Genomic DNA, 25,466 nt, shown 5'->3' with positions numbered 1-25,466 from the left:
GATGACCGGCCCCACCCCCCATACCCGCAAGCTTCTCGCGTTGCTCGGCGACAGCGGGCTCACCCGTACGGAGCTCCTCGCCCGAGCACGAGCGAAATTCCCGCGCCAGCCTGACTCCCGGCTGTCCCTGCTCATCGACGAGGCCGTGACGGCCGGGCACATCAACGACGATGACGGAATCCTGCGCCAAGCGGGAAGCACCCTCACACCGGCACCTTCCCAAGCTCCGGAGCCGGAAGGGAAACCTCCCAGAGCACTGCGAGCGGTCGCCATCGATGTGGAGTCGGTCGTTCGTACCACCGACCGCGAGCCCTATACGGAGAAGCGGATCTTTCAAATCGGCGCGGTCCGCTGTGGCGCTGACCCGGCATGGACTTCGGGCAGCAACCGGTTCACGCGCTGGCTGACACTTCCCGCCGACGGCGACTGGACGATCAATTCGGTCCAGATGCGTGAGCGGCACGCCGCCGAAGCGATCTCGCCTGCCGAAGCCCTCACAGATCTCCTTGCCTTCCTGGACGGCGCGGACGCCGTTGTCGCCTACAACGGAACCGACGCCGACTTCCCAATGCTCGCCGACGCGCTGGCTCGCGAGGGATTGCCGGATCTGCCCGGCCATCGGATCGACGGTTACTATCTCGCTCTCGCCCTGTGGCCTATGGCCGGCTCCCACCGGCTCGCCACCCTCGCCGAGGACTTGGGTGTCGAGATCGAGGACCTTTCATGGCACGATGCAACGGACGATGCCGAGTTGCTCGGCCGGCTGCTTGTGTTCGGCGCGCGCACCCTGGCCTCCTGGCCGGAAGAGCTGGCAGACCTGATCGCCTCTGCATGCCCCGACTCGATGGCTTGGCAGCTGTTGCGCGAGCTAGCGGGCGGTGGAAGCGCGCTCGGTAGAGAACTTCCCACCACGCACGCCGAGATCGCCCAGCTCGCCGTCGATCTCCTCGCCGACAGAGCACCGCTGCGCGGGCCAGGCAGCGGCAAGGGCCTTGCAACACTCGCCGTCGCCGACCATCTACGCGGCCCCGATGGCAGAGTGGACCCTGTCGCACTCGCGGCGCTGGTCCACGGCGAACATGTACGGCAGCGGCCGGCCCAAGAACAGATGGCAGCCGCCCTCCATTCCTGGGCCGATGCCGGCGCGTGCGGTGCGATCGAGGCGCCGACCGGCACGGGGAAGAGCTATGCGATCCTTGCGGCCGTCGTTGATTGGCTGGCCGCCCACCCCGCGCACACCGCCATCGTCACGACGTACACCAAACAACTCCAGGCCCAACTCGCTGATGATCTCATCCAGCTCGAGCAGGCGGTTCCCGGTCTTCTCGCCCTCAGCGACGTGGTGAAGGGCAAGGCGAATCGGCTCTCATTGAGAGCGTTGCTGCTCGCCCTGGCGGACGCTACCGTGCTTGGCCTCGGACGGCGCGTCAGGCCCGGCTCAGCAGGGCGCTTCCTCCCGGATCCGCGCTATCGGGAACTACTCATCTATCTGTTCCTGCGGTTGCGTGCCGCAAACGTACCGTCCACCTCTTGGGCGGCACGCTCCGTCGACCCGGTGGATGTGCCGGTGTTCTTCGCCGAGTACGCGGGCCCTGTGTTCTACATCTGGTTGGCGACCCTTTCGCAAGGCGATGCGGATGACTACGCCGAGGATCCGGACAACGCCGTCTCCTTGCACACCGAGACCGTCCGCGAAGCCCTCGCCGCCCGGCGGCTGGTTCTCGCGAATCACGCCCTGCTCCTCGCCCACCTCGACCAGTTGGAAACGCTTGGTGCAGACACCGTGCTGGTCGTGGACGAAGCCCACGAGCTGGAGAACGCCGCCACCGCTACGCTCACCACGGTCCTGGACTATCAAGCACTCGAAGACCTCCGCGCCGAGCTCGAGGCCTGGCTCCACGAGGCAGTGGCGGGTCCGCGCCGCACCGCGGTACATGATGCCGTCGCGAACCTAAACGGCCTTCTCGATCACGAAAGTCTTCCCAAACTGGCCAGCCAGCTCTTCGACGCCCGTTCGCCGGGCACATCAGTCGGTTCACGCAGCGTTACGCTCGTGAGCCCCTTCGGCGGCTCCTCTGGTCGTGGCCGGGTCGGCACCCTCGCAGGCCTGCTGAAGCGGCTCGCTGGCCTGTGCGAGGCTGTCGTTGGAGCTCTCGGCGCCTACCGCTCCATCCAACCTCTCGACTTCTACGCCAAAGAACGGGTCAGTGCGCTGATCAGCCGCACGATGGCCCAGCGTTCCGCTGCCCAGGCACTCGTCGCTGACCTGAAGGCCTTTTTCGACGGCACCGATGAACCGCCGGCTATCGACGAGCTAGCGGAATCGGCGGAACTGAGCGACCCGGACGACACCGACCTGATCGAGGCCGACGACACGTCCGATGCGCCCGACCTCTCGCCCGAAATCGAGCACAGGGAATGCGCACACAATGGCGTGCGGCCCGCCGGCGAGGAGGGCCAGATCGGAAGCTCCGCAGATCGCGGAGCATTGCCGCCGGGCACATCAAACCGCGTCGTCCACGCGAAGGAGCTGGATGTATTGCGGGGGAGTCTACGGAACTATCGATTCCAACTCGCGACCTCTCCAGTCGAACTGCCCGAGGACCTGGAATGGGAGCGCTTCCTGGATATTTTCCGGCGCGTCTACTACGTCTCGGCCACCCTTCGAGTGGAAGGCTCGTGGACCTACCTTCGATCGCGGCTGGGGTTGAAGGAGGGCACCCGAACCCTGCATCTGCCAAGCCCATTCGACTTGGAAGACCAGATGGAGCTTGTCTGCCTGGAAGACTTCCCCTCGTGGGCTGAGCAGACCGAAGGCGCCATCAGGACGGTTGCTCACCAACTGCGGGGATACGCCGCCGCTATGGTTCGCCCGGCCGATGGCGAGCGCGGTGGATACGACAACGGCGCTCTCGTCCTCACCACGGCACGGTCGACCTCCGGCGGAATCGCTGACCGTCTCGTGGGCGAGCTACGGCGCGCCGGGGACCCCGCCCCCGTCCGGTCAGCGCTGGTACGCGGTAACCGGCAGGGGCTCGCCGAGTTCACCGACCCTGAATACGGTGGAGGCTTCCTCATCGGTACCAAGGGCTTGTGGCAGGGCGTCGATATCGCCGATCCACAGCGCCTCAGCTTGGTCTGGATCAACAAGCTGCCATTCGCGCCATTCGGCGACCCGGTGATCGAGGCACGCCGGGCGGCCGAGGCCGTCCGAGCCGAGTCGCTCGGCCTCGAGGATCCCGAGCGGTCCGCCACCGAGCGGTATTACCTGCCGATGGCCGCGCTCCAGCTCCGGCAGGCCGTCGGGCGGCTCATCCGATCCGAGCGCCACAGAGGTGTTGTCGTCATCTCCGACCGTAAGCTCGCGGGAGCCTCAGCACTTCGCCGAACTTATCGGAGAGTCTTCCTCGGCTCGCTTGAACCAGAGATTCTCAAGCCCCATCTCGTTACTTGGGAGCCCGGAGGAGGCAATGTTGTACCGATGACGGACGCCTGGCGCCGGATCTGGCAGTTCTTTGCCCGTCACGGACTGCTCGACCCAGACAGGGCCTCTGAACTGTCGACCGATGAGGTGCTCGACCAGCACACGACCCTGCCACAGACCCGCGCGATCCGGAACCTGGAAATGAGCCGCGAAGAGGTCGAACGGTTGCGTTCCTCCGGCGCTCTGGCCGACGAGGTCGTCCAGAGGGCTGCGGCAGTCGCGGGTCTACTTCGGCTCCAGGATGGCCCGGCGGTGTTGAAGCCCGCCCAAGATCGGGCCATCCGCGCCGTAGCCGACCGACATGACCTGCTTGGGCTTCTACCGACGGGCTTCGGCAAGAGCTACTGCTTCCAGCTGCCCGCGCTGATCCTGCCTGGAGTCACGCTGGTGGTATCGCCGCTAGTCGCCCTCATGCACGACCAGGCACTTGAGCTCAACCGTTCCATCGGCGGCGCAGTGCGAGCGCTCGTCGGGCCGATGCGCGAGTCGAACTCCCGCGCAGGGCGCACCGAGGTCCACGAGCAACTACAGGGCAGGCACGACCACCGCATAAAGATCATTTACGTGTCTCCGGAACGATTGTGCCAGAGCCGCTTTCGAGAGCTGGTCCGCGACGCTGTCCGCGAAGGCATCATCACCCGGATCGCGATCGATGAGGCACACACCTCGATCCAGTGGGGAGATGACTTCCGACCGTCCTTTCGCAGAGTCGAACGCTTTCTCGCTGAACTCCGCGTAGAGCACGACCTGCGCGTGACGGCGTTGACCGCCACGGCCAACGACACTGTCCGCACCGGATTGCGCGAAAGGATCTTCGGGCTTCATGAGGGCGGAGACGACGGCGACCTCGTGACGGTGCAGGAGAGCCCGATCAGGCCGGAGCTGGCCATCCACCGCCGCTCGATCGGATCGGCCGGGCCGGCGAAGGTCGCCGCTCTGCTGGAAGGGGTCGTCCGCGAGATCGACGGGCACGCGATCTTCTACTGTCTGACGGTCAAGGAAGTCGTTGCCGTCCATGCGCATCTCCGCGAGCACGTCGGTGACGGTCACGTGCAGGTCCGACGCTTCCACGGCAGGCTCACCGAGGCGGAGAAAGCAGCCGTCATGACGGAGTTTCGCGAGGCCCCGCGGCAAGGCGAGGAAGGATTTGTTCCACTTCTCGTGGTGGCCACGTCCGCATTCGGCCTCGGTATCGACCGTCCCGACGTACGCACGGTCTTTTGCGTGTCGCCGCCGACCGATCTGGCGGCGCTTTATCAGCAGATCGGCCGCGCCGGTCGAGACGGTGGCGCGCCGGGTACGGTCAACGCCGGCCTCGCCCTCGCCACCAATAGAGGTTTGCGGACCGTCCAGTTCATGACGGACCGGACTCTCTCCGCGTCTCTCGCCCGGCGGATGGCCGTCATGGTGTTCGACCACCACGACGGTGTGCTTGATGTCGTCGCGGCGGCCGACCGGCTCATCGGTGAGGACCTGGAGGCCGGACGAATCGATGCCGCAAAGGCGCGGGAGTCCCGCACACACGATGAATATGTGGAAGGAGTGGCTCGGGTCTTTACAACACTCGCCGACCTCGGAGCTGTTGAAGATCTCGGCGACTTCCCGCCCCGGGTGGCGGTCGCCGCGGGCGAGCTCTCGGATCCGGGAGGCATCTCTGATCCGCTGGAGGAAAAACTGATCGCAACCGTGCTGGGACTTCCGGCACGCGAGGGTGACCTTCGCAGGTCAGCGCTATCCGTTCCAGACCTCGACCGCCACCTGGCAGCCGAGATCGACGGGTATCCCGACGCGATCGAGCATCCGGCAGAGCTGTGGGAGCTGCTGTCCGACCTGCACGACAGAGGGAGACTCGACGTCTCCGCAGCCCCGTCGCGGAGGTTCATCACAGGAGTGAGAACATTGCGTCGCGGGCTTCCCGACGGTTTCCACAAGGCGCTCGGGCGACGTACGGCACGGGCTGCCGCCGAGCTGGACCGGTTGCGGGACTTCTTCGAAGACCGCGGTACCTGCGCTAACCGTAAGTTCGCCGACTACTTCGGGGTCGCCGAGCTGCCCGAGGGCTGCTGTTCGGGCGCAGACAACCGCTGCTCGGCCTGCTGGGACAGGCGGGTCGACCTTCCGAAGGGGGAGACGAAGACCGGCGTCGCCCTGGCCCTCAACACCGCTATCCGAAACCTGACCGCAAGCCGAGGAGCATCCACCTCACAAGACGGCACTCTCGATCGGCAGATCATCGCCCTGCTGTGGCACGTCGCACGTGGTCTCAGCGTTCAGCACCTCCGCCTTGCTCTACGAGGTGAAGACTCATGGTTCCACGCTGGGCGACGACAGAGGGTGCGGCTGCAAAGGACGATCACGACGAGCCGGTATTTCGGGGCGGCGCCCCGGGTGACAGCACGTCGCGTCGAGGACTCACTCGCGCGGTTGGAGGCTGCGGGAACTGTGGTGTTCGTCGAGGGACGCTGGCGGGAAATCGGCAACGTGCGGCGCGAGGCCGCCTGGCGAGCTAAGGAGACACGGTGACGATCTGGACTCCCTACGCGGACGAACCTTTGTTCACAGCCGAACTCGTCATCGGTCTTGAAGCTATGTCCGAACGCCAGCGGGAGCAACTTACCGGCTACCTCGAAGCGCTAGCTTCCCGGCGCTGCGTTCTTCACACCGCGGTTGCGTTCAACGCCGTGTACTTCGGCTACGACCTCGACTACGGCGGCTACACAGGTGGCCCAGTGGACTTCGACCTCCTGCCTGCGGCGCCGCCTGACGCACCCGCCCCGCCGGTCGGGGCGATGATAAGCCTGGCCGCAGGCGGGGAACCGTTGTTCGGCGAAGTCCTGTACGCCGAGGGCGCGCATCCCGCCCTGCACGACGATGGTGAGGTCGAGCCCTGGCTGTCGGGGGCTCCCCGCGACGGGGCAGGCCCTGATGGAGGCCCGGAGCCCCGAGACAGACTGGTCGTAGATTTCGACGCCTTTGGCCAAGGCGTTATCACCACGCGTGAACGCCTCGGACGGCTACGCCGCAAGGGCCGACTGCTCGACGATCTCGGTCATCTACTTCTGCCCGCCCGCACCCGAACGGGATTCGCGGAGTTCCTCCTGGGCCCCGCCCGGGAGTGCCTGATCACCGGGCCGCTGCCCTTACTGCTTGGCGCCGATGCCGACGATACTGATCTCCAGGCGGGTGTGCGTGGGGCGCTCCGCACTCTTGACGCTGTTCTTTCCAATGCCCCGGGCCTGCGGCGCTGGGGGCCGTACGCCTTCCCTCGTGAGAAACTCGCGATGCGATTCGCCGACGGGGATGGTGAACTCGGCGGGGGCGACCTGTCCGCGATCGTCAGCGGAATGACCAGGCCGGCTTCGGAGAATCGACGAAATCGACCCGCCGAGAGTGTGACCTACACGGCCGTTGGTCCCCGCCTGCGCGCTTTCGCCGCCAATCAAGCGGCGCTAGGAGGGATCGCCTACGCTGTCGCCGTCTGCCACACCAACGCCGTGCTGTCCGACGTGGCCAGGCGCGAAGCCGACGAAGGAGGTGCTCTGCCTTCAGGCGGACACCTGCGGCTCGACGATGCCCGGCAGGGCGGCGGCGTCTGGCGTGTCTCCCATCCCGCTGGGCCGCACGCCGGCCTTGACCCACTCTTGCCATTAGGCATCGGCTGGCTGGAGAGCCTACCGCCTGCCGTTTATGACGACCTTCAGGCCGTCGAACCCGCCGCCCTGGAACGACTCACCATCACTGATTCCCAGATCGACTGGACCACCCCGCTGCGGCTTCGGCATCACACGGAGGGAACACTCCCGCTACCCGCGCGCCTCGCGGGCGAGCTGAAAGAGGGGACCGTACGACTGCGGCTCACACATGAGGGATACAACCTCGATCCCGATGAGGCGGATCAGAAGGTCCGCGTTGAGCACCGAGAAGGCGGGCTCAGCCTGACCGGCGTGTGCTGGCCGCTGGAGTACTTTCCTGGCATCCTCCTTGATTTCTGGTGGCCTCGTGGAGCCCCCACCCTCAACGCCGGATCCACTCTTCTCGATATCCCGATCATGCTTAACGGCGAACTCATCGAGCACCGCTACGACCAAGGAATCGTGACCAGAGAAAGAGCTCCGGGTTGCGTGGTCCGAGGGCCCGCCGGGCCTCTCGAGCTCCATGAGCGGATCCTACGTGCGGTCCGTCGAGCGGGCCTGCTCCAGGCAGACGGTGGCGTGGTCTTGCCGGAGCGGATGCTCGCCAGAGCGGTCTTTGGCGATCCCACCGCTCACACGATAGTTCTGTCAGCCCCGCTAGCGGAGCTGCTCACCGACGGGGTTCTCCATCGATCAGTGGCGAGCAGAGGCAAAAACGGTGCACTGAACTTTCCCGCGGCACTCGAGGAATCGGAGATTCCTGTCCTGGTCTGGCAACCCAAGGTTGTTCCGGTCCGGGAAGTTACATCCGGACAGGAGACCCACGAACTGGCGGTGCGCCTCAAAGGGCACGAGGTCCGGTCATTTCTGCGCCGGCTTCGTCCAGGCGAACGGGCGTCTGACATCGCCCGGACGGAGTATCGCCAGGTCGCTGAGCATTTCGGATTCGGTCCGGAACTACCGGTCGGCTACACCATCGTGCGTGCTCATCGCCGGGGCGGCTAACGAACCCTAACGAGCGATTGTTGACGTTTTCCTGCGGTCCCGGGTGATGTGTCGACAGAATGAGAGTTGCGATGGAAGCAAGGCGGGTGAGGATGGCGAGGCGCAAGCACCACGAACGAAATGGCAAGTGCACATGTCATTCCATGCATGAGTATATCCCGGCTAATCCAGAACGGTTCAACACAGCCGCCGAGGTCTTCTCTCGGGAACTGCGTAGGCTGCCCGATCCGTTCGCTGGAGCGATCTCGGCGATTACGGCCGCCGATGTGCGATGGGGAATGAACAGGATTACCCCCGATCGTCGCGGTCTCGTCATGGGAAGCCTGGGGTTCGGCAACATCAAGCCCAGCAAGTGCCCTCTGTCCATGTGCGAAGGCATCTTGGCCCGGCTAAACCGTCCAGAAGGCCGGTTTGCAGCTCAGACCTTTGCCCGTCCAATAGTCGAAGCAATCGGCGGTGGCACCTTTCCCGAGAGCCTTGCCTGCCTGTACCTCTGGTCCTACATCGGAACCGGGCTCACCCCGAGCGCTGTCGCTGCCGACGCTCGGTTCCTAACTAGTTGGGCCGAGCTGTCCTGGTGGCTCCCACCAGGAGTGTCCGCCGAGCAGGGGGAAGCCGTGCTCGAAGCCGCCCGGTTCGTCATCGAAGCTAGCCCGGACTTCCCACCCGGCACTCCCACGGACGGGGATGCTGACCACGCTCAAGAGGAGCCGCACGCAAGGAACGGGCCCCCAATGCTTGAAGAGACTCCCGACCAGACGCCCATCCCGGATCCCGACACTTTCGACGATGCCGCGACACAATTAGTCGCCAATCCGGCACAGCTTGCAGCACATCTGGCTGAGGCATGGACAGAGGCGAAGAATCTTGTCGCAAGACTCGGCGAGGATCTTTCGGCGGGCTTGATCCCCACAGAGGCGTCCTTCGCTTCTCTCGAACTACTCGCCACCCGCACCGCTCAAGCTCGGCGCTACATTGGAGCTGACCGGCCGATACCGGATCTGCTAACGGCCTTGCTCCAGGCCGCGGATCGCGCGGAAAGAGCCGCCGAACTTAGCTCCCTCGGTGAGCTTAATGGGCCAGATGACCGTCTGGACGAGCTAGCGACACTGATCGAAGCTCTCGTGAATGCCCCCTCCTGGAGCGAGGCAGAGCATCGTCAGGCCGACGGTCTCCTCGCGCTCCACCATCTGATCGACCTGGTTGCAAGAGAGAACGGCGTTCCCGCCGACAAGACGGAGTTCAACGCGCTCGCGGAGCGAGCGAACGTCCTTTCTGCCCATCTTTCGTTTCTTGCCGCGACCGGCCAGCTCACCCGCCCGGTTGAGGCGCTCCTCGACCATGCTGAGAATGAGATCTCCACGGTGGCCAGCGAGGCATCAATACCGGAAGTTAGCAAGAAGCAGTCGCTCGTCGAACCTGCCGCTTCGACCATGGAACCGGTCGGATTGCCAGAGAAGTCCGAGATAGGACTTGAGAGTGAAGCCGTAACGATCGATGCCCCGAGTCCGGCACTACGCGCTTCGGAACGCAACGGCAACCGGCACCCTGTGGAATGGCTGGCTGCCCTGGTCGCCGTGCGTCGCTTCGCTGCCGCCCACGCGATGGCGGAAGCCACGGGCCGAGCGGCTCCTGAACGCTGGGCCTACCGGGTCGCCGCACTGGCCGAGGCCGTCCGGTCCGCCAACGGCTCCTGCGCCGCACGGCTCGCCGCTGAAATGCGGGACGTCACGATGATCGAACCTGAACCAGTGGCGCTGCTCGTCGCCGTCCCGGCGTTGATCCGCGCCGGCCTCATCACTGGAGCATCCGACATCGGAGCGCTGCTGATCGAGTCGGTCAACCATCTAGACCCCGAGCTCGGCGCGGTGGCCGAAAAGGTCGGCCGCACCGTCGTGTCCGGGGCGCTGGCCGACGCGCCGCTCATCGGCATGCTCGCGGACGTAACGGAGCTCGAACGTCGCTTGGAGGAAGCCAGGGCTGAGGCGTCGTCACGACTGACTCGCCAGCGCATGATCCGCTTCCCGCGTGCTACCGCAATGGCGAAACGTTGGCTAGACGCCGAAAATGGTCTACTCGGGTCTCTCCTCTCTGCCGCCGCCAAAGACGATCGGACTAAAGTCCAGCACGTCAAAGAGCAGGTCATGCGGCTGAACGCCACGAGCGAGATCAGCCGCGAGATCGACCGACTCGATCACCAGCTTCGACTGAACGGGGCCAAACCGCTGGTCGGTGGTCCCCGCCAGAACCTGCACGCTTTGGCAGCCGGCGCGCTATCGGCTGTCTCGGCGTGGCTGGAGGCCGTCACAGCATTGGAGCTTCAGGCCCGGCAAGATCGAAGTTGGGCAACTCAAGCGATCGGGACCTTGAGATCGGAACTGCTCAGCCGTCGCGGCCCTGTTATGACGGTCCTGGCAGCCCACGCGAGCAGCTCCGAGTTGTTGACAGCCGCAGCTGCTCACGCCGCAGCGGCGGCGATGGAGGACATCTTTGCGCTGCTTGCCGGCGAGTGCTGCCTCACACCGGGTGAGCCCACCGCCGATCTCGTTCTGAGTGTGGAACTTCTCAAGGCGTCAGGCGCTTGGCTCGATTCCGAGTCCGGCGCGGTCGTTCTTGGAGATGCTTTCGGCAGTGAGGCCTCCGTGCTTGCTGAGGCGTTCGCTTTGGCATGGAAAGAGGCCTACACCCGCCATCTCGCCGAGGAGAACTACCCGGCCGCCACCGCGATCATGAGGCTCGCTGCCCAGAAGAAGGCGGCGCTTCCAAGCGGGCCAACGGCAGATGATAGCTTCGCCGAATCCGACCTGCGAGCGGCCATGGAACGCTCCCGCAGTGATCTCCTGGACATGCGCGACACTCTGGCTGTAGAGGTGCGTCGGGCTCGGGGGCAGAACGAGCTTTCCGAGCAGGAGGACACGCAGCTTAGCTCGATTCTGGCGGCCGCTGATCCCATCCGTGGCGGCCGCACCGATCTGCATGAAGTCCGCCACCAACTCGGCAAGATCAAGCAGATGCTTCCCGAACTGCGAGATGCAGCTGCCGAACGACTACGTGATCGACTGAATCGTGTCGTTGCCGAGCGCCAGAAGCCCGTCGATCCCGCCGAGCCCGAGAAGATCTCCGTGTTGATCAGTGCTGGCAAGCTTTCCATCGCTGAAGAGTTGATCTCCTGCCTCGAGAACGATGCTGACCTGCCCGCATGGGAGCCGCGTCAGGATTTGGAATCATTCTTTCCGGCCGTCCCCGACGCCCTTCCACAGGGGATCACAGCGGAGCACATTGAAGCGCTGCGTTCTGGAGGGATGATCGCGGCTCTTCCGGTACTTGACTGCTCAGCTCTGTCGGAAGGCGTCAGGGAGCGGGGAGCGACAGCGCTGCGGGACTGGCGCCTGCTCGCCTCAACTCCGCCAGACGGCCGAGGCCGCGGAGGCCAACTTGAACATTTGATTGGTGTCCTGCGGCTGGCCGGTCTGGAGCCCGGACAGATCAAGAGGACTCCTCATTCCGGAAACAGCACGGAACGTCGATTTGTGGAGGCGTCGGGGATTCGGTTCGTCGGCCGGGCCACCCTGCCAGAATTTGGCACACGGCTCGGCGATGGGCGGCGGGAGGGCGGCGACCTCAAGATTCTGCTGGCCTGGGGGAGGCCCACTGCCGATCTGCTGATGAGCTGGATCGACCATGACCGTTCCGGCGACAGCCTGCTGGTTGCCTACTTCGGCACCATGACGGCGGCAGTGCGTCGAGCCCTGGCCATCCGCGCCGTCTCCTCGCCCGCTCCGGTGATCGTCCTGGACGACGCCGTGCTCGCCTACCTTGCCGTCCACGGCGAAGGTCAATTGCCCACGGCACTCGCGGTGACGCTCCCGTTCTCCGCTATCAACCCATACGTGCGAGACAAGCGGGGTCCGGTGGCTCCCGAGATGTTCTACGGGCGCGACAAGGAACGCAGGGCGATCCTCAATCCCAATGGCACACAGGTGATCTTTGGCGGACGCGGCCTTGGCAAGTCAGCACTGCTTCGTGACAGCAAGACAGAGTGGGAACGAACCGCCGGAAGGCTGGCTGTCTTTCTCGACCTCAGGGACATTGTCGGCAAGGACGGCCTTGGCGCCGGAGCGGTCTGGGACAAGCTTCGCAAACAGCTGATCCAAGATGAGGTACTGGTGCCTCTGCGTGCTAGGGCGGCCCTCGGTAACTCCCACGACGCTGTCAAGGCGGGTCTGCGATCCTGGCTCGACGCCGACTCTCGGAACCGGCTGCTGGTTCTGCTGGACGAGGCCGACGGGTTCTTCGAGTCGGACGCGCCGACCTTCGTGGAAACCCACAGGCTGAAGGCACTCGGTACAGAGTTCGAGGGCAGAGTAAAGGTGGTGTTCGCTGGGCTCCACTCCGTCCAGCGATTTGCCAAGATCGGGCGAAACGGCCCGTTCGCCCACTTGGCCCAGCGCCCCGAGGTCATCGGACCACTCAAGCATCAGCACGCCTTCGACTTGATCGCCACACCACTCAGAGCGCTCGGTATGGTCATCGAGCCCGATCTCGTCCACCGAATCAACGGACACTGCGCCTATCAGCCGTTCCTGCTCCAGATGTTCGGCCACCGGCTGATTGAGCTCATGCATCAGCGTCGGACTGGACAAGACGCTGGACCTCCCTACGTGATCAACGAGTCGGACGTTGAGGCGGTCATCTCCGATCACGGACTCAAGGGGGACATCATCCGGGTCTTCCGGGACACCCTGAACCTTGACTCGCGCTACAACGTCATCGCCAACGTCCTGGCCCACCACGCTTACGAACGAGGCATGGACGCCCGTCTGACGGAGAGCGACCTGCGCGCTGAGTGCGGCTCGTATTGGCCGCAAGGTTTCGCCGGCCTGGACTTCGAGGGATTTCGCGCCTACCTGCAGGAAATGGCCGGGCTTGGCGTGCTCCATCACAACAGCGATGGCCTCGGCTGGCAGCTGAGATCCCTGAACGTCCTACCGATGATCGGCAACCCGGACGATGTGTTGACGGAACTGGTAAACGCATCGACCGAACAGATACCTCATCGCGACCATGTGCTCCAGGCTCGCCGCCAGCTCCGGGATGGCCGTAGCCGGTCTCCGCTCACTGAAGAGCAGATCGACGACCTGCTCGGCGAGCACACAAACCAGACCCGGGTGGTGCTGGGGTCACGCGCAACCGGAATTGGTGACGTGACTCAGACGCTCGACGAGGTCGTCGACGCTCTCGGCCTTCGGTTCCGGTCAAGGAAGCCGACGGGCGTCAACGAATTTAAGGCCGAGTTGGTCGAGGGGGTTCCCGGCGACCGAAGGATCATTCTTTCGGACCTGGCCCAAAAAAAGACCAAGTCGGAGGGCTGCCGCGACAGCTTGCGGTATGCGCTCACCCTTCTTCCCCGGGAGTCGGGCGTCACCCGCTCAGCTGTCCTGATCGCGGATCCGGGCGTGATCGGCTTCTGGGAGGAAGCCCTCGCCACGGATGATCAGCGCATGTCGGTAGTTCTGCTACGCCGACACACACGCTCGACCTTGAAGACCTGGACTCTGGACACTGAGCGGTTCGGCGCGCAGCTCGATGGGCTCTATGCGGCCACTTCCGGCTGGCCGCACCTCGTCGAACGCGCTCTCACTGACTGCTCCCGGCGCGCAGAGGCAGATGTCCTGACGAGGCTGTCGGCCGAACTCGCCAGCCCGCAAGGGCATCGTAGCCTCCTGGAAGCTGTTGGGCTGCTGGCTGATCGCAGGCTGTCTCGCGCTTATAAGGCAGTCGCCGCTTTTTCCGATGGGTCTGGTCTCACCCATGACGACCTGATCGCGGCCGTGGAATGCGATGTCGACGAGCCCAATCCTGAATCGATCGTCCGCTGTCTCCTCGGCTTGGATCTCTTCGATCTCGATGATCGAGGGCATTACCACCCCGAGCCGCTTGTAGCGGCAGCTTGGTCGGCGCGTTTGTCCATTGCGGGAGGGACCTGACGGATTCGCATCAGTTGCGTGGTACTCGCCACTACAGACCGCCTCCAGCATGGTGTGCGCAGCGGAGTCGGAGTCGCACCCATGGGATGGGCTGATCTCGCCGTCGTCATGTGGGAGGCAGGTGTCAAGTCTGAGGATGCCCGGATCGGCGGGCGGCTACCTGCTCCAACCAACGACGCGTCCGGGTACGGCTCGTCAGGAACACCACGTCCTTGCCGGCCGCGAATTCGAGTATTTTCGCCAGGACCATGGGGCGCATCCGCCAGCGGTAGCTGAGTACGTAGGTGATCACGTTCCAGTTGATGCGGTTGTATACGCCTGACGGGTGCTGCCCGGCGCCGTGCCGAGCATGGCGGGAGAAGGCGCCACGTACTGATGCGCCAGCCTGTAGGCGTCTGCGAGCGCATGCGACTGGAACTCGCGTGGAGTGGAGGTCATGGTAGGAAGCGTTTCGGGAGACGTTCGCTAGTGTCCTCTCCCGACACGCTCTCGCCCGGTTACGGGGTGGTCGCGAAGGTGCCGAGCATCAGCGACCCAGGGCGGTCCACCGCCAGTCCGCTCGCTCCGTCATTGCCGCTGTCGGTCAGTACTGCCTTCTGATAGTCCGCGTAGCGTTCACGCTCGTCATCCGTTCCGTATTCGGCCAGCATCTCCCGGCAGTACGTCACGATGTCTTCCACCCGATGTCCGCGCGGGTGCCGCCCCGACCAGAGTTCGAGGTTGCTCAGGTCGTTGTTCGAGCGGCCCGTTTTGCCCCCGGTCTTGTGGTGGACCGTCTCAGTCGGCAGCAGTTCGCGGCCAAGGTGCTGCTCCATGACGTAACGATGCTCGGGCATGTCACGGCCGTCAGGGGCGGTGATCCTCACGTATCCGCTGGGCTCTATGTACCGCTCGCCGGGCTTGCGCCTCTTCGAGGCGTGCGCGCATTCGGATGAGCAGGTTTTCACGCCTTGGCGCCGCTGGTCCGGTTCCAGCCGGAAGACGGTCCCGCAGACCACGCAGGCCTGTTCTGGCCGCTCCACACGGGGACCGCGGAGGGATGCACGGCGGCACTCCATGTCGCAGTACCTCTCCGTCTTGCCCTTCTGGGCGCTCTGGGACCGGTACACCGGCTTGCCGCAGGTAGAACAGGGCGCTGTGGTGCCCTTCCTCAAGTGGGTCTTGTCGAAGACTGCTCCGCCCTTCTCGCGGCAAGCATCACAGAAGCCCCGTATGGGGGAGTCGTCCTTTGCCTTCTTCCGGTCGCGTTCGAGTTGGGAACGGTGGCGCCAGATCGTCACACCGCATCCGAAGCAGGACAACTCGACGCGGCTCGCCAACTTGCGGCAATCGTGGGAATGGTAGTGCGTCTTGCTCTTGGCCGCCTGATGCGCAGGCAGGGTGAATGATTCTCCGCAGCCCCCGCAGGCTACGGTGACGAGTTCGCCCGTCTCTGACAAGTGGAAGCACTTGCGGGAGCAGTAGACGGCCCCGTGTACGTTCCCAGGAGTTCGGTGGACTGTCGTTCCGCACGTCGCACACCTGTACTCCTGCTTGTTGCTGCGGAGTGCGGCGCGGCACATCGTGTTGCACACCGTTACGACGCCGAATTCACAGCGCCTGCGGGTGACCGGCTCCCCGCATGCCTGGCAGGGGCGGGTCTCGCGGGCGGCGGCCGACTGGCACGCTCGCGAGCAATAGATGGTGCGGCCCCGCGCGACCACTTTCTTCTGATGGCTGTTGGGCTTGATCAGCGCCCCGCAATCCGGGTTCCCGCACGGGTGCCGAGTCTCCTCGTCGATCTGAACAGCGCTTCCTTGCCCAGCCACCACGTGCCTCCGAACACGGAACGGTGCTCCCAAGTGGAGTCGGTTCGATTATGTGTTCGGATCATAGCGGGGGACAGAAGGATGTCTCAAACTTCTGCCCCACTATGCATTAGGCAGCAAACGTGCCGAGTACAAGCGATTCGGGTCTATCGACCGCCAAGCCGATCCTTTCGCTGCCCCTCAGGACCACGTACCCGCGTTCGAATGCCTCGCCCGTCTCGGTGCTCGCCTGGACGGACACGGACTCCCTGTCGAACAGCTTCGCGCCGTACCCGAAGGAGCAGGTGAGGAACGTGCCCTGGTTGATGGCAGCGGTGTCCACGACCCGCATCCGCCACACACGCTTCTCGCCGCCGACCGCCACCGACACGGCGATCAGGTATTGGCCGTTCTCGTCGCGCTCGGTTTCGATCTGCTCCCAGTCGAAGGGATGCAAAACGACGCCGTTGGGCTCGAAGAACGCGAGGATGGCCATGGTGGCGGAGCGGCGGAGCTGGAGGCTCTTGTACGCGGCGTCTCCGGCGAGACCCGTGTACTCCTGGGCGCCCGGGATGTTGAAGAGACCGGTGATCTCGTCGCCGTTGCCGGCGCCGTAGAGGATCTCTTCGTCCTCCTTCAGCTTCAGGCCGTCCACGAGGTCGCGGTCAATGATGCCGCGCAGTCGCGACTCGTCGGCCAGCGTGTTTTTGTGGACGTGAACCGTGTGGGCCAACTCGATGATCGGCGCGGTGTACGGCACGAACGACAGCTTTGACTTTGGAGCCTTACCGAACACATCGGTGTCGTTGCCGAGCGCCGGGCCGCCGTTCGGCTGCTCCCGCTCGGGCACCCGCCGGGCGTTGTTGGTGAACCCGAGCTGCCTGATCCCGTACAAAATGTTGGACTGGGTCTGCTCGCTGGGGAACAGGTCGCGGACCCGGCCGGGCCGGCGCTGCCGCTCAGCGAGACCCACGTTCTCCGCGCTACCGAACGCGGGCGTGGTATGCGTGCCGGCCGACAGCGAGAAGATGTCCTTCCTCTCGAAGTCGTACAGGCCCTGCTCGAACTCGGCGACCTGGCCAAGCTGCCGGAACTGGCCAGACTTCATCTCGGCGTACGCGTCGGAGTCGAGGAACGCCTCGGACAGGCTCTTGTGCTGCTTGCCGTGCGCGGCCGCCACGGCGTCGCGGGCGGCGTAGCTGGGCTCGTTCGGCTCGTCGAGGAACCGCTCGATATCCAGGTGCTCCTTCTGCTCCTGGATCAGAGACTTGATCTCGCGCGCCTCGCCCAGGGTCTTCTGGTAGTCGGCGTGCGCCTCGGTCGAGATGACCATGTGGCCCTTGCCGGTCTCATCGGTGACCGTGTTCGAGATGGCGTTGAGCCGCTGGGACTTCTGCTCCAGCGCGGTGGTCAGTTCCTTGATGCGCGCGTTGATGTCGCTCTTAGCCGTGGTCACGGCTCCCCCTTGATGCTGACACGGATTGACTTCGCGGTCGCGCCCCCGGTCAGCACCGGGACGTCAGACGATCAAGGGGGAGGAAAGCGGGCCGGCAGGGTTTGCGTCAGCGTCCGATTCCGCGACGCTGCACGGTCTTCCTCGGCCAGGAGGAGGTCAGGAGGATCAGAGGGTGACGGCGCCCCGCTCGGCGGCCTCCAGGCGCCCCTCCAGGCGGGCGATCGTCTCCCTCGCCCGCGCGAGCTCCGACCGGTCGCCCAGCGCCAGCCGGGCCCGGAGGGTGGCGTTGTCCAGCAGCAGATCGTCACGCTCGCCGCGGAGCCGGTCGGCGTCGATCGCGGCCAGCCGGCGAGTGAGCCGGTCCACGTGCTCCCATGCTCGGCCCTTCTCCACACGCGCCTGCTGCTCGGCCTGCTCCGCGTCGGCCTGGGCCTGTCTCGCGTCGGCCAGCGCTCGCTCCAACTGCGCGGCGGAGACGCAGCGAGCGCAGCCGGAACTGCTGCCGCGCCGCCACAGCTTCACTGCTCCACCGACCACAGCAGCGCCGCCGCGGTGATCTCGGCGGCTTCGGCCAGCATCTCGGGGGAGAGGGCCTTCATCTCGGTCGGCAGCGCGGACGGGGCGGTCGAGTCCGGCCGGACGGTCGGCTCGTCCGGCAGCACCTCCTCCTCGTCGATATGCCGCTCGTCCGGCTCGGTCGGGTCGGAGATGTCGATCCCCGCCCGGCGGAACACTGCCAGCAGCGACGCGACAGCCTGGCGGAGGTCCTTGGCGGTGGCTGAGGACAGCACCCGGCCTGCCTTCGTCTCCAGGCCCGCCCCGATGTGCTTGACGGCGGCCGCCGTCTCCTCGAGCACCGCCACGAGCGCGCCCGCATCCGGCGTGCCGGACATGCTCACCTCAGCGGGCAGCGGCTCGCCGATCGTCACCTGGCCGGCGGACGTGACCTCGTACGGCACCTGGAGTGTGTGCTCGGTGTCGGTGTCGTCGTGGACGGCCACGAACGCGACATCGGCGAACGTGGCCGCCACGGTCACCCAGCCGGTGAACCCGGCGCCGCGCGCCCACTGGGCGACGGCCTGGCGGAGCTTCTCGCGGACCTCCTCCAGGCTTACGGGCACGGGGAAGCCCATCGCGCGGGCAGCGTCGAGGTGAGCGTCCTTCGTCTCCCCGCCCTCGTCGGGGGCGCTGATGTCGAGCAGGTCGTCCCAGCCGTCCCCGCTGCCGCCATCGTCCGGCTCCTCGCCGGCGACCTCTGGGCTGCCGAGCGGGAACGGCGTCATCTCGCTACCGCGCACAAGCGACACCTCTCCGAACGCCACGTCGTGGGCGGGCACCGGCTCAGGCAACGCCATCGTCTCGCCGTCCGGCAGGTAGGTGAGGGTGACGTGCGGCGTGTAGCCGTGATCCGACGCCGGCGCGATCCCGGCCTCGGCCAGCCGGTCCACGAGCCGCTGCCGCAGCACCTCCAGGCCGGGCACATCCACCGGAATGTAGACGGGCACGCCGTCCTCGCCCGCAGGGAACGCGCCGATCCCGCCCACCACGCCGGACAGCGGCCCCGACTCGGCCGCAACCGCGGCGACCACGTCGGCCACCGTGGCGAGCGCCTCCTCGTCGAGCTCCTTGCCGAGATAGGCGAGCGTGACGTGCAATTCGCTGGCGGGCACACCGTCCGGCACGGCAAGCTGCTCGGCAACCTCGCCGGGCAGCATGACCGCCACCATCACGCCCGTCCCGGCGTCGGCGCGGTCCGCCTTCACCTCCCGGCCGGCGGCGGCCGCCAGGTCCTCCAGGGCGGCCGCGGCGTCCATGCCGTCCCGCCACCCCATCGGCACCATGTCGAGCTGCCCGCGCTCGCGCGCCTGCCGGATCAGGTCGCGCTTGACCTCCAGCGGCGCGCCCTCGCGCAGGCAGTCAGCGATCCGGCCGGGCAGGTCGTCGTCGGACAGCGCCGACTTGACGCTCAACGTGAACGTTTGGCTGTTGGCGCCGAACGGGACCGGGCTGTACTCGAACAGGTCGAGCCGCTTGATCCGCCTGATGCCCTTGGCGTCGCGGGTCGCGCCGCCCTTCGGCACCCGGTAGCCGATGGACCATTCCTGCTCACGGTCGTAGAAGCGGACGTTGGAGAAGGCTTCGCGGCCGTCCTTGGTCTCCAGGTTGAACCGCATTTTGACGTAGAGGGCGCCCGCGTCGCGCGGCCACGCGATCTTCGCCTCTGCGGCCATGGCGAGCAGCCGCGGATCGCCCGGCAGCAGCTCCTCGACTTTCTCGGTGCGGGCCACCCACACCTTGTCGTCGTGGTTGAAGAAGCCCTTCGGAATGCGTGTGGCGAGTGTCTCGGCGTACGCCCCGGGCAGGATCAGGTCGCCGACGTTGTCCACAACGCCCGTGACCGACACGACCGCTTCGACGACGCCCTCGTCCTGGGCGTTGATGACGCCGGCGGCAAGACCTCCGGCTGCCTTGCGTTCGAGCTCCAGCGTTGGCACCGCAGCCACCCTCCTGATCGACTGCCGTGCAGGGTGGCCGCGCAGGGCCCTTAGCGTCCGGCCACGATCAGGTCAGCCACTTCACGCCCCGCCAGTTGCTGCCTGCCATGACGCGGTGGCCGAGCCACGGGTCGTTCTTACGGTCGCGGCCGGGCTTCCACCCGATCAGGGCGATCTCACGCGGCGTCGGGTATGCCGGGTCGTGGAAGGGGAGGCGGAGCCGCTCCAGGATGGCGCGGGCGGCGTCGAGCTCGGCCTGCTCCTGTTCCATCTCTTCATCGGTCAGCCCGTAGCCTGCGGGCGCGGAGCCGTCCCGGTTGGCCGCCAGCAGCTTCTCCACGTAATCGATCTCGCCCATGAGCCGCGGGATGGGCTTCTTGCGGTGCTCGCTGCCCTCGACTGGCAGCATGAAGGGGCCCGCCTCGTAGCCGTCGAACCACACGTAGCCGTTCATGGCCCACACGTAGCCGCCGGCGGTCAGTCCGGGCTGGATCTCGATCCGCTCCAGCCCAGATTCGCGGTACCACCCTTCGAGGTGGCCGTTCCAGGCGCTGGCGAATCCCTGCCCCTGGTACTCGTCTTCCATCTTGAGGTAGTCGTGCGACACCCACAGGCTGCCGTCCGGGTCGCGGTGGAAGATACGGGTGGCCTGCCCGGCTTTCCGGCCGTTCTTGACGACCTTGGCGTCCAGGGTGACGGTGCCGCCGAACTGTTCGGAGTAGTACGGCTCGGCCATGTCGATGACGACGCCGAAGCCGGTGTAGTCACGGTGCTGAAGTTCCCGCCGGAAGCCCTCCGTGATCTCTTGTGCCCGATCGTGAACGTCGTCTCTGGACGCGGGGATCAGGTCGGCGAGGGACGGCCTGGCCGGGGCCGTCGTGCCGGGCGGAGGAGCCTCGCGTAACCCCATCGCGTCCACGTCCCGCCGCCATGCAGGATCGTTGAACACCTCCCGGTAGTGCACCGTGGTGGACGGGTCGTCGCGGTTGTAGCGGATCCAGCCGTCGAGGTCGCCAGTCTCGTCGTAACGGACCCACGCGTCCCCAGGATCCCCGGGGCGGGAGAAGTAGGCGGCAGCCCCATCGGGGGTGGCGGCCGGGTCCCCCTCGGGGACGTGCCGCGGCGGCGTGTACGGGGTGGGCTCGACCACCTTTAGGCGGTGGGGTGCGACGGTCGTGGTACCGCCGTCGTCCCATTCCACGGCGACGCCGCGGCGCCGACTGGCGCCCCGCACGGTCCCTGTCCGGCCGAAGCCGACCAACTGCACTCGATCGCCGATTTCGATCCATCGCCCGTGCCATCCTCGCGGCTGCCAGTCGCCGCCCGGTTCCCGACCCACGCGCGGGATGATCTTCGGCGGGTGGGGTTAGCGTCAGGCTTCGTCGAGTCCGTAGTTGGGGTCGCGGCCGTCGATCACGTTCATCGCGCGGACGAAGTCGGGGTCGTTGAGCATCGCGTCGTCGTCGGCGCCCGGATGGGCCGCCATCCACTCGTCGCGGAGTCGGCTGTACGCCTGCTCTCGGGCGAGGACGTCGGGGTGCGGCCGCTGCGGGCGGGTCCTGTCTTCCACGACGGTCATGGTAGGCGCGAGCACGGCTATGGTCTCCTTCCCTGGGACAGACGACGGTCACGGGCGCCGCCGAACAGACACGAGAACACCAAAGAATAACGAACATTCTTTAGCGGTGTCTATGCGTCAGGGTTGGGCGTCCGCGTCCACCACTCGCCGGCACTCATCCAGCAGCGCGGCCGGCACGTTCACCTCGTGCTGCCGGGCCAGGAGATCGCGGGCCGTCTCCACACGGGTCATGCCGGACGCGCGGACGCAGGTGTCCAGGTCAGTGGCGAGCCGACCGCCGTCCCATACGTCCCACGCGCGTTTGCGCGGCGACTGCGCCCCCATCGGTGTCCCTCCGATCGGAAGGGCCTTGTGCCCAGTGGTCCAGGAATCGGGGATGAGATCCATCATGCCCATGCTACGGGCGAACTCGATGGCGACGATCTGCTCGTAGCGGCTGTTCGCCGTGGCGATCAGGTGCTGAAGGTAGAAGCGGTACTTACCTACGCGAGCGGTGACGCGCCACCGGTCGGTGCCGCCCAGCAGCACCGCCTCCCACTCGTCCAGACAGCCGATCCCCGTGCGCGGCAGCGCGAACACGCGCTCGGCCGGGACGGTGCCGTCGATGACGACGCCATGCTCGTAATTCCAGTCGTCAAGATCGCCTTCTTGCCCGACGAATTCCTGAGCGGTGAACGGCGACAAAGTGAACGACGACAGCGGCCGCAGGGGCACGTCTTCCTCGTACGCGTCGGGGCCGCGCTCCCGGCTGGCCCACCCGGGCGGGCCCTCCTCGACATCCAGGACGTTCCACTTCATGCCGCGTAGAACGTGCAGGTGTGTGACACCGGCGTCGCGAAGCCACTGCTGGGTGGCGTCGTACTGGCCGCGCACGAAAGCCTCCACGAACGGGCGCTGTCGCTCCAGGATCTCCTCGGCCATCTCCAGCCGGTGAGGCTCCACACCATCCAACGTGGTGCGTTCGAGACCGAACATGTCCCGGGCCACGATCTGAATCGCCAACGATCTGGGCGATGCGGAGTTGAACGCCCACGCGTTGACCATGCTGGCCACCGCCTGCTCCCGGTGGAAGTCGCGGTACCGGTCGGCGTCGATGACCTCGAAACCGCTCATGTCCATCGACCGCTTGGCGGCCTCGAACTCCTCGGGAAGCACCTCCTCGTAATTCCAGTCGGCCAACTCGTTCGGCAGCTCGGGCGAGTTCGGCTGCGCATGCAGCGCCACGTACGGGGTGGGAGTCCGCACCATGATGCTCTCGCCCGACCGGAGCCGGTCGAGAGTGAACCTGACAGGCTCCTCGAGCGCGTACAAGTCGTCCACGTGAGCGATGCGGCGGGTGAGGTCCTCGGCGATCTGCCTCTTGGCTATCGCCCGGTTCCGCATGAACAGGTCATGATCTCGGGCCTCCAGCTCGGTGACCCTGCGCCGCCCGGACGGGTCGAGGTCCCCCCACAGCCGCTCATCCAGGACGCTCAGGTCCGCCGCGTTCGCCGTCCGGCCTGGCTGCACCTTCTCAGGCGGCTTGCGCACCTCGCCGCGAGACGGGGCCGGCGAACTCACCACCGCGGCGATCTGCCGACTGTGGACGCTCGTCACATGCCCGCTGGTGTGGCGGACCCGGTACCAGTCGCTGCTGCTGCCGACGACGGTAGCTCTGCCTCCGCCGTGCAGCCGGACGATGCTGCCGACCTTGATCCACCGCCCGTGCCAGCCGCGCGGCTGGTCGGGGTCGAACGCCTTCACGTCCAGGACAGCGGCCTTGTACTGCACGCCGAACCGGCTCCATTGCCACACGGCCACGGGCGCGGCTCCTGTCTTGTCGCCTGGTCAGGCGTAGGTGAAGCCGCCGGTCGCGGTCGCGGCTGCCGAGTCGTTCGTCACCACGAAGTCGGACGCGCCGGCCGACTTGGCGGGCGTCCGACACGTGATCGTGGCCTCGTCGATCACCGTGATGCTGGTCGCAGCGGTGCCGCCGAACGTGACCGTCGTGCCCGGAGTGGCGTTCGTGCACTTGATGGTGACGAGCGTGTTGCCCGCAGCCGGGCCCGTAACCGGGCTGATCGACTTGATCGTCGGCGCGGGGAAACAGTCGTTCAGCTCCGACTGGCGGATGACCTGCCCCGTTGCGAACTTGAGTCGGCGGCGGATGTTCGGGTACTTCGAGCCCTCCGCCCGGACACCTTCGTAGATGCGCTCGCTGACCTTCACGAGAGGGTCGGTCACGGGTACGGCGGTTACCAGCGTCGCCGCTGTCGTCTTGTTGATCTGCGTGCCATTGGCGCGGTACATCGTCACGGCGTCCCCCTGATGCTTGCGATCTGAAGCGGCGGGCCGTCGTCGAAGTAGATGTCCGCGGGTGGCGGCTCAGGCGCGCAGACCCGCAGCAGGACCGACCCCACAATCAGCCCTATCGTGATCCCTATGGCGAGCCTGAACCGCCACCCCAACCCCCGCACGTCCGGCACAATGCCGGGCTCGCAGGGTTAGTGTCAGCGTCCGATCTTCTGGACGCCGCCCTCATCCAGCGGTCACCACAATGTCCGGTGAATGTCCGGTGAATGTCCGGACGATGTCCTGGCTGGGTCGATTCTGACGATCGATAATGAAGCACGTGGGATCCCTGAGCTGTTGCAGCCGCTGGTCGAAAGCCCACTGAAGGCAGGCTGTCATCGGCCGGAACGATCAACGCTGTGCGCATCCGGCGCCACCAAGGCCGCGGAGCAGCCCCAGCTTGCATCAGTGCATGTACCAGAGAGCTTCGCTCGTAATCGATGGGAGACAACGAGACAATGATCCGGAAGACGTTCGCCGCAACGTTTCTGATGACGTCGCTGGCCCTCTTCACAAGCACGCCCGCCGCCGATGCCAAGGCAGCCAACGACTCAGCCTCCGCTAGCTCGCTTCCGGCGACGGTAAGCACATCACAGAACGCACTGGTCGAACAGTGCTACTCGGGTACCCCACCGTGGTGGTACAACTTCACCACGGCGTTTACCAGCACTGCCCCATGCGCGAGGTGCATCGAGATGGGCAACTATTGGGAAGCTACTCAAGGTTGGGAGGCGTACTGCTGGCGGGTCTCGAACGTCCGGGTCGAACTCTGGCTTAACAATTAGCTGACCCGGGCGGCCTCCGCCAGCTCCTGAAGCGCAGCCACTACCAGCTCCGGGTCGTTGACGTCGAGCACCTCCGAGGGCGGCGGTTCAGGCGCGCAAATTCGCAGTAGGAACGACCCCACAATCAATCCCAGCGCGATCCCTATGACGAGCCCGAACCGCCACCCCAACCCCCCCGCACGCCCGGCACAATGCCGGTCGCCGGGCTTAGTGTCTTGCTCCGATCCGGTGACCACCGTCGGTGCGAAGTAGCCCGAAAATGCCCTGCCAATGCCCTGGTCCCGTCCATGCGCAAGCAAGACCATGAGGCACGTAAGCCATGAGCGCAAAGGAAACGTGATGGGTAACCTCGTACGGTCCCTTGCCGCTGCTGCGGCGGCCGGCGCGATAGTCCTCGCCGGTACCGCCACCCCGGCGCATGCCGAAGTATGGGATTGCGAAGCCGGCTTAAACAGGGGAGACAATCGTGCATGGGCAGCTTGCGACCAAGGCTTCGGCAGCTACCGGGTAGCCGCGAAGTGCAACTCAGCCCACTGGCCCTACACGAGAACCATCGTCGGCGAGTGGCGGACCAAGGTCAGCGGCAGGCCAGGGCAACTCTCCATCGCTAGCGGCGATGCCCAGGGCTGCCATGTCGTTTCAGCTTGGACGCAAACCCGCTAAGAGCCACCCCTGGTCTCGGCCGGGCGGACATGGATGACGTGCGTCAACTCCTGGAGAGCCGCGATCACCACCTCCGGGTCGTTGACGTCGAGCACCTGACCGGAGTGCGGCAACGGCATCCCGTTGTGGAACTCCAGCAGCCGGCGCGCCTGCGCCGCCCCCGACACGGGGCCGATGGTGTCGGCCGCGCCGATCTGGGACTCGCCCACGGTGACGGCGTAGTAGACGCCGCCGATGTACCCCTCCACGATGCGGTCCACGA

Annotated in this window: 13 protein-coding genes; 3 read left to right on the top strand and 10 right to left on the bottom strand. The window is 66.0% G+C overall.

Annotation, left to right across the window (positions count from 1 at the left end; genetic code table 11):
• The first annotated feature begins 1 nt into the window (after window position 1).
• From EJK15_RS18670 to EJK15_RS18660, 3 genes are all read left to right on the top strand, one after another.
• Window positions 2-6,007 (top strand): DEAD/DEAH box helicase, encoded by a 6,006-nt coding sequence (locus tag EJK15_RS18670; protein WP_138711727.1) that lies wholly within the window; start codon window positions 2-4, stop codon window positions 6,005-6,007.
• On the top strand, window positions 6,004-8,121 hold the full coding sequence (locus EJK15_RS18665) for a hypothetical protein (protein WP_138711726.1): 2,118 nt from the start codon (window positions 6,004-6,006) through the stop codon (window positions 8,119-8,121). Before EJK15_RS18670 ends, EJK15_RS18665 begins: the two co-directional genes overlap by 4 nt.
• Before the next feature lie 143 nt (window positions 8,122-8,264).
• A complete protein-coding gene (locus EJK15_RS18660; protein ID WP_138711725.1) occupies window positions 8,265-14,108 on the top strand; it encodes an nSTAND1 domain-containing NTPase in 5,844 nt (1,947 codons plus the stop codon).
• A 124-nt stretch (window positions 14,109-14,232) separates the two neighbouring features.
• Here the strand turns inward: EJK15_RS18660 and EJK15_RS18655 are convergent, their stop codons facing one another.
• From EJK15_RS18655 to EJK15_RS18610, 10 genes are all read right to left on the bottom strand, one after another.
• On the bottom strand, window positions 14,233-14,400 hold the full coding sequence (locus tag EJK15_RS18655) for a P-loop NTPase family protein (RefSeq protein ID WP_206060948.1): 168 nt from the start codon (window positions 14,398-14,400) through the stop codon (window positions 14,233-14,235).
• Between the two features lie 205 nt (window positions 14,401-14,605).
• The gene (locus tag EJK15_RS18650) at window positions 14,606-14,923 is read right to left on the bottom strand and encodes a hypothetical protein (RefSeq protein WP_138711724.1); all 318 of its coding nucleotides are present in this window, start codon (window positions 14,921-14,923) and stop codon (window positions 14,606-14,608) included.
• A 1,102-nt stretch (window positions 14,924-16,025) separates the two neighbouring features.
• Entirely contained in the window at window positions 16,026-17,351 is a 1,326-nt protein-coding gene (locus EJK15_RS18645) for a phage major capsid protein (RefSeq protein ID WP_138711723.1), read from the bottom strand.
• 165 nt (window positions 17,352-17,516) lie between these two features.
• The gene (locus EJK15_RS18640) at window positions 17,517-17,873 is read right to left on the bottom strand and encodes a hypothetical protein (RefSeq protein WP_138711722.1); all 357 of its coding nucleotides are present in this window, start codon (window positions 17,871-17,873) and stop codon (window positions 17,517-17,519) included.
• On the bottom strand, window positions 17,870-19,846 hold the full coding sequence (locus EJK15_RS18635; protein ID WP_138711721.1) for a 2'-5' RNA ligase family protein: 1,977 nt from the start codon (window positions 19,844-19,846) through the stop codon (window positions 17,870-17,872). Before EJK15_RS18635 ends, EJK15_RS18640 begins: the two co-directional genes overlap by 4 nt.
• A gap of 67 nt (window positions 19,847-19,913) precedes the next feature.
• Entirely contained in the window at window positions 19,914-21,185 is a 1,272-nt protein-coding gene (locus EJK15_RS18630) for a hypothetical protein (protein ID WP_138711720.1), read from the bottom strand.
• A 33-nt stretch (window positions 21,186-21,218) separates the two neighbouring features.
• Window positions 21,219-21,440 carry a hypothetical protein gene (locus EJK15_RS18625; protein WP_138711719.1) on the bottom strand — a complete coding sequence of 74 codons (222 nt, stop codon included), beginning with the start codon at window positions 21,438-21,440 and terminating at the stop codon, window positions 21,219-21,221.
• Window positions 21,441-21,542: 102 nt separating this feature from the next.
• Window positions 21,543-23,225, bottom strand: a complete 1,683-nt coding sequence (locus EJK15_RS18620) for a hypothetical protein (protein ID WP_138711718.1) — start codon at window positions 23,223-23,225, stop codon at window positions 21,543-21,545.
• A gap of 27 nt (window positions 23,226-23,252) precedes the next feature.
• On the bottom strand, window positions 23,253-23,714 hold the full coding sequence (locus EJK15_RS18615; protein WP_138711757.1) for an IPT/TIG domain-containing protein: 462 nt from the start codon (window positions 23,712-23,714) through the stop codon (window positions 23,253-23,255).
• 1,486 nt (window positions 23,715-25,200) lie between these two features.
• Window positions 25,201-25,464: a hypothetical protein gene (locus EJK15_RS18610; RefSeq protein ID WP_138711717.1), complete on the bottom strand. Its 264-nt coding sequence runs from the start codon at window positions 25,462-25,464 to the stop codon at window positions 25,201-25,203.
• Window positions 25,465-25,466 lie beyond the last annotated feature (2 nt).

This window comes from Nonomuraea basaltis, assembly GCF_005893125.1.
In the GTDB taxonomy this organism is placed as follows: Bacteria; Actinomycetota; Actinomycetes; order Streptosporangiales; family Streptosporangiaceae; genus Nonomuraea; species Nonomuraea basaltis.
This window is presented reverse-complemented; position numbering and strand designations above follow the sequence as displayed.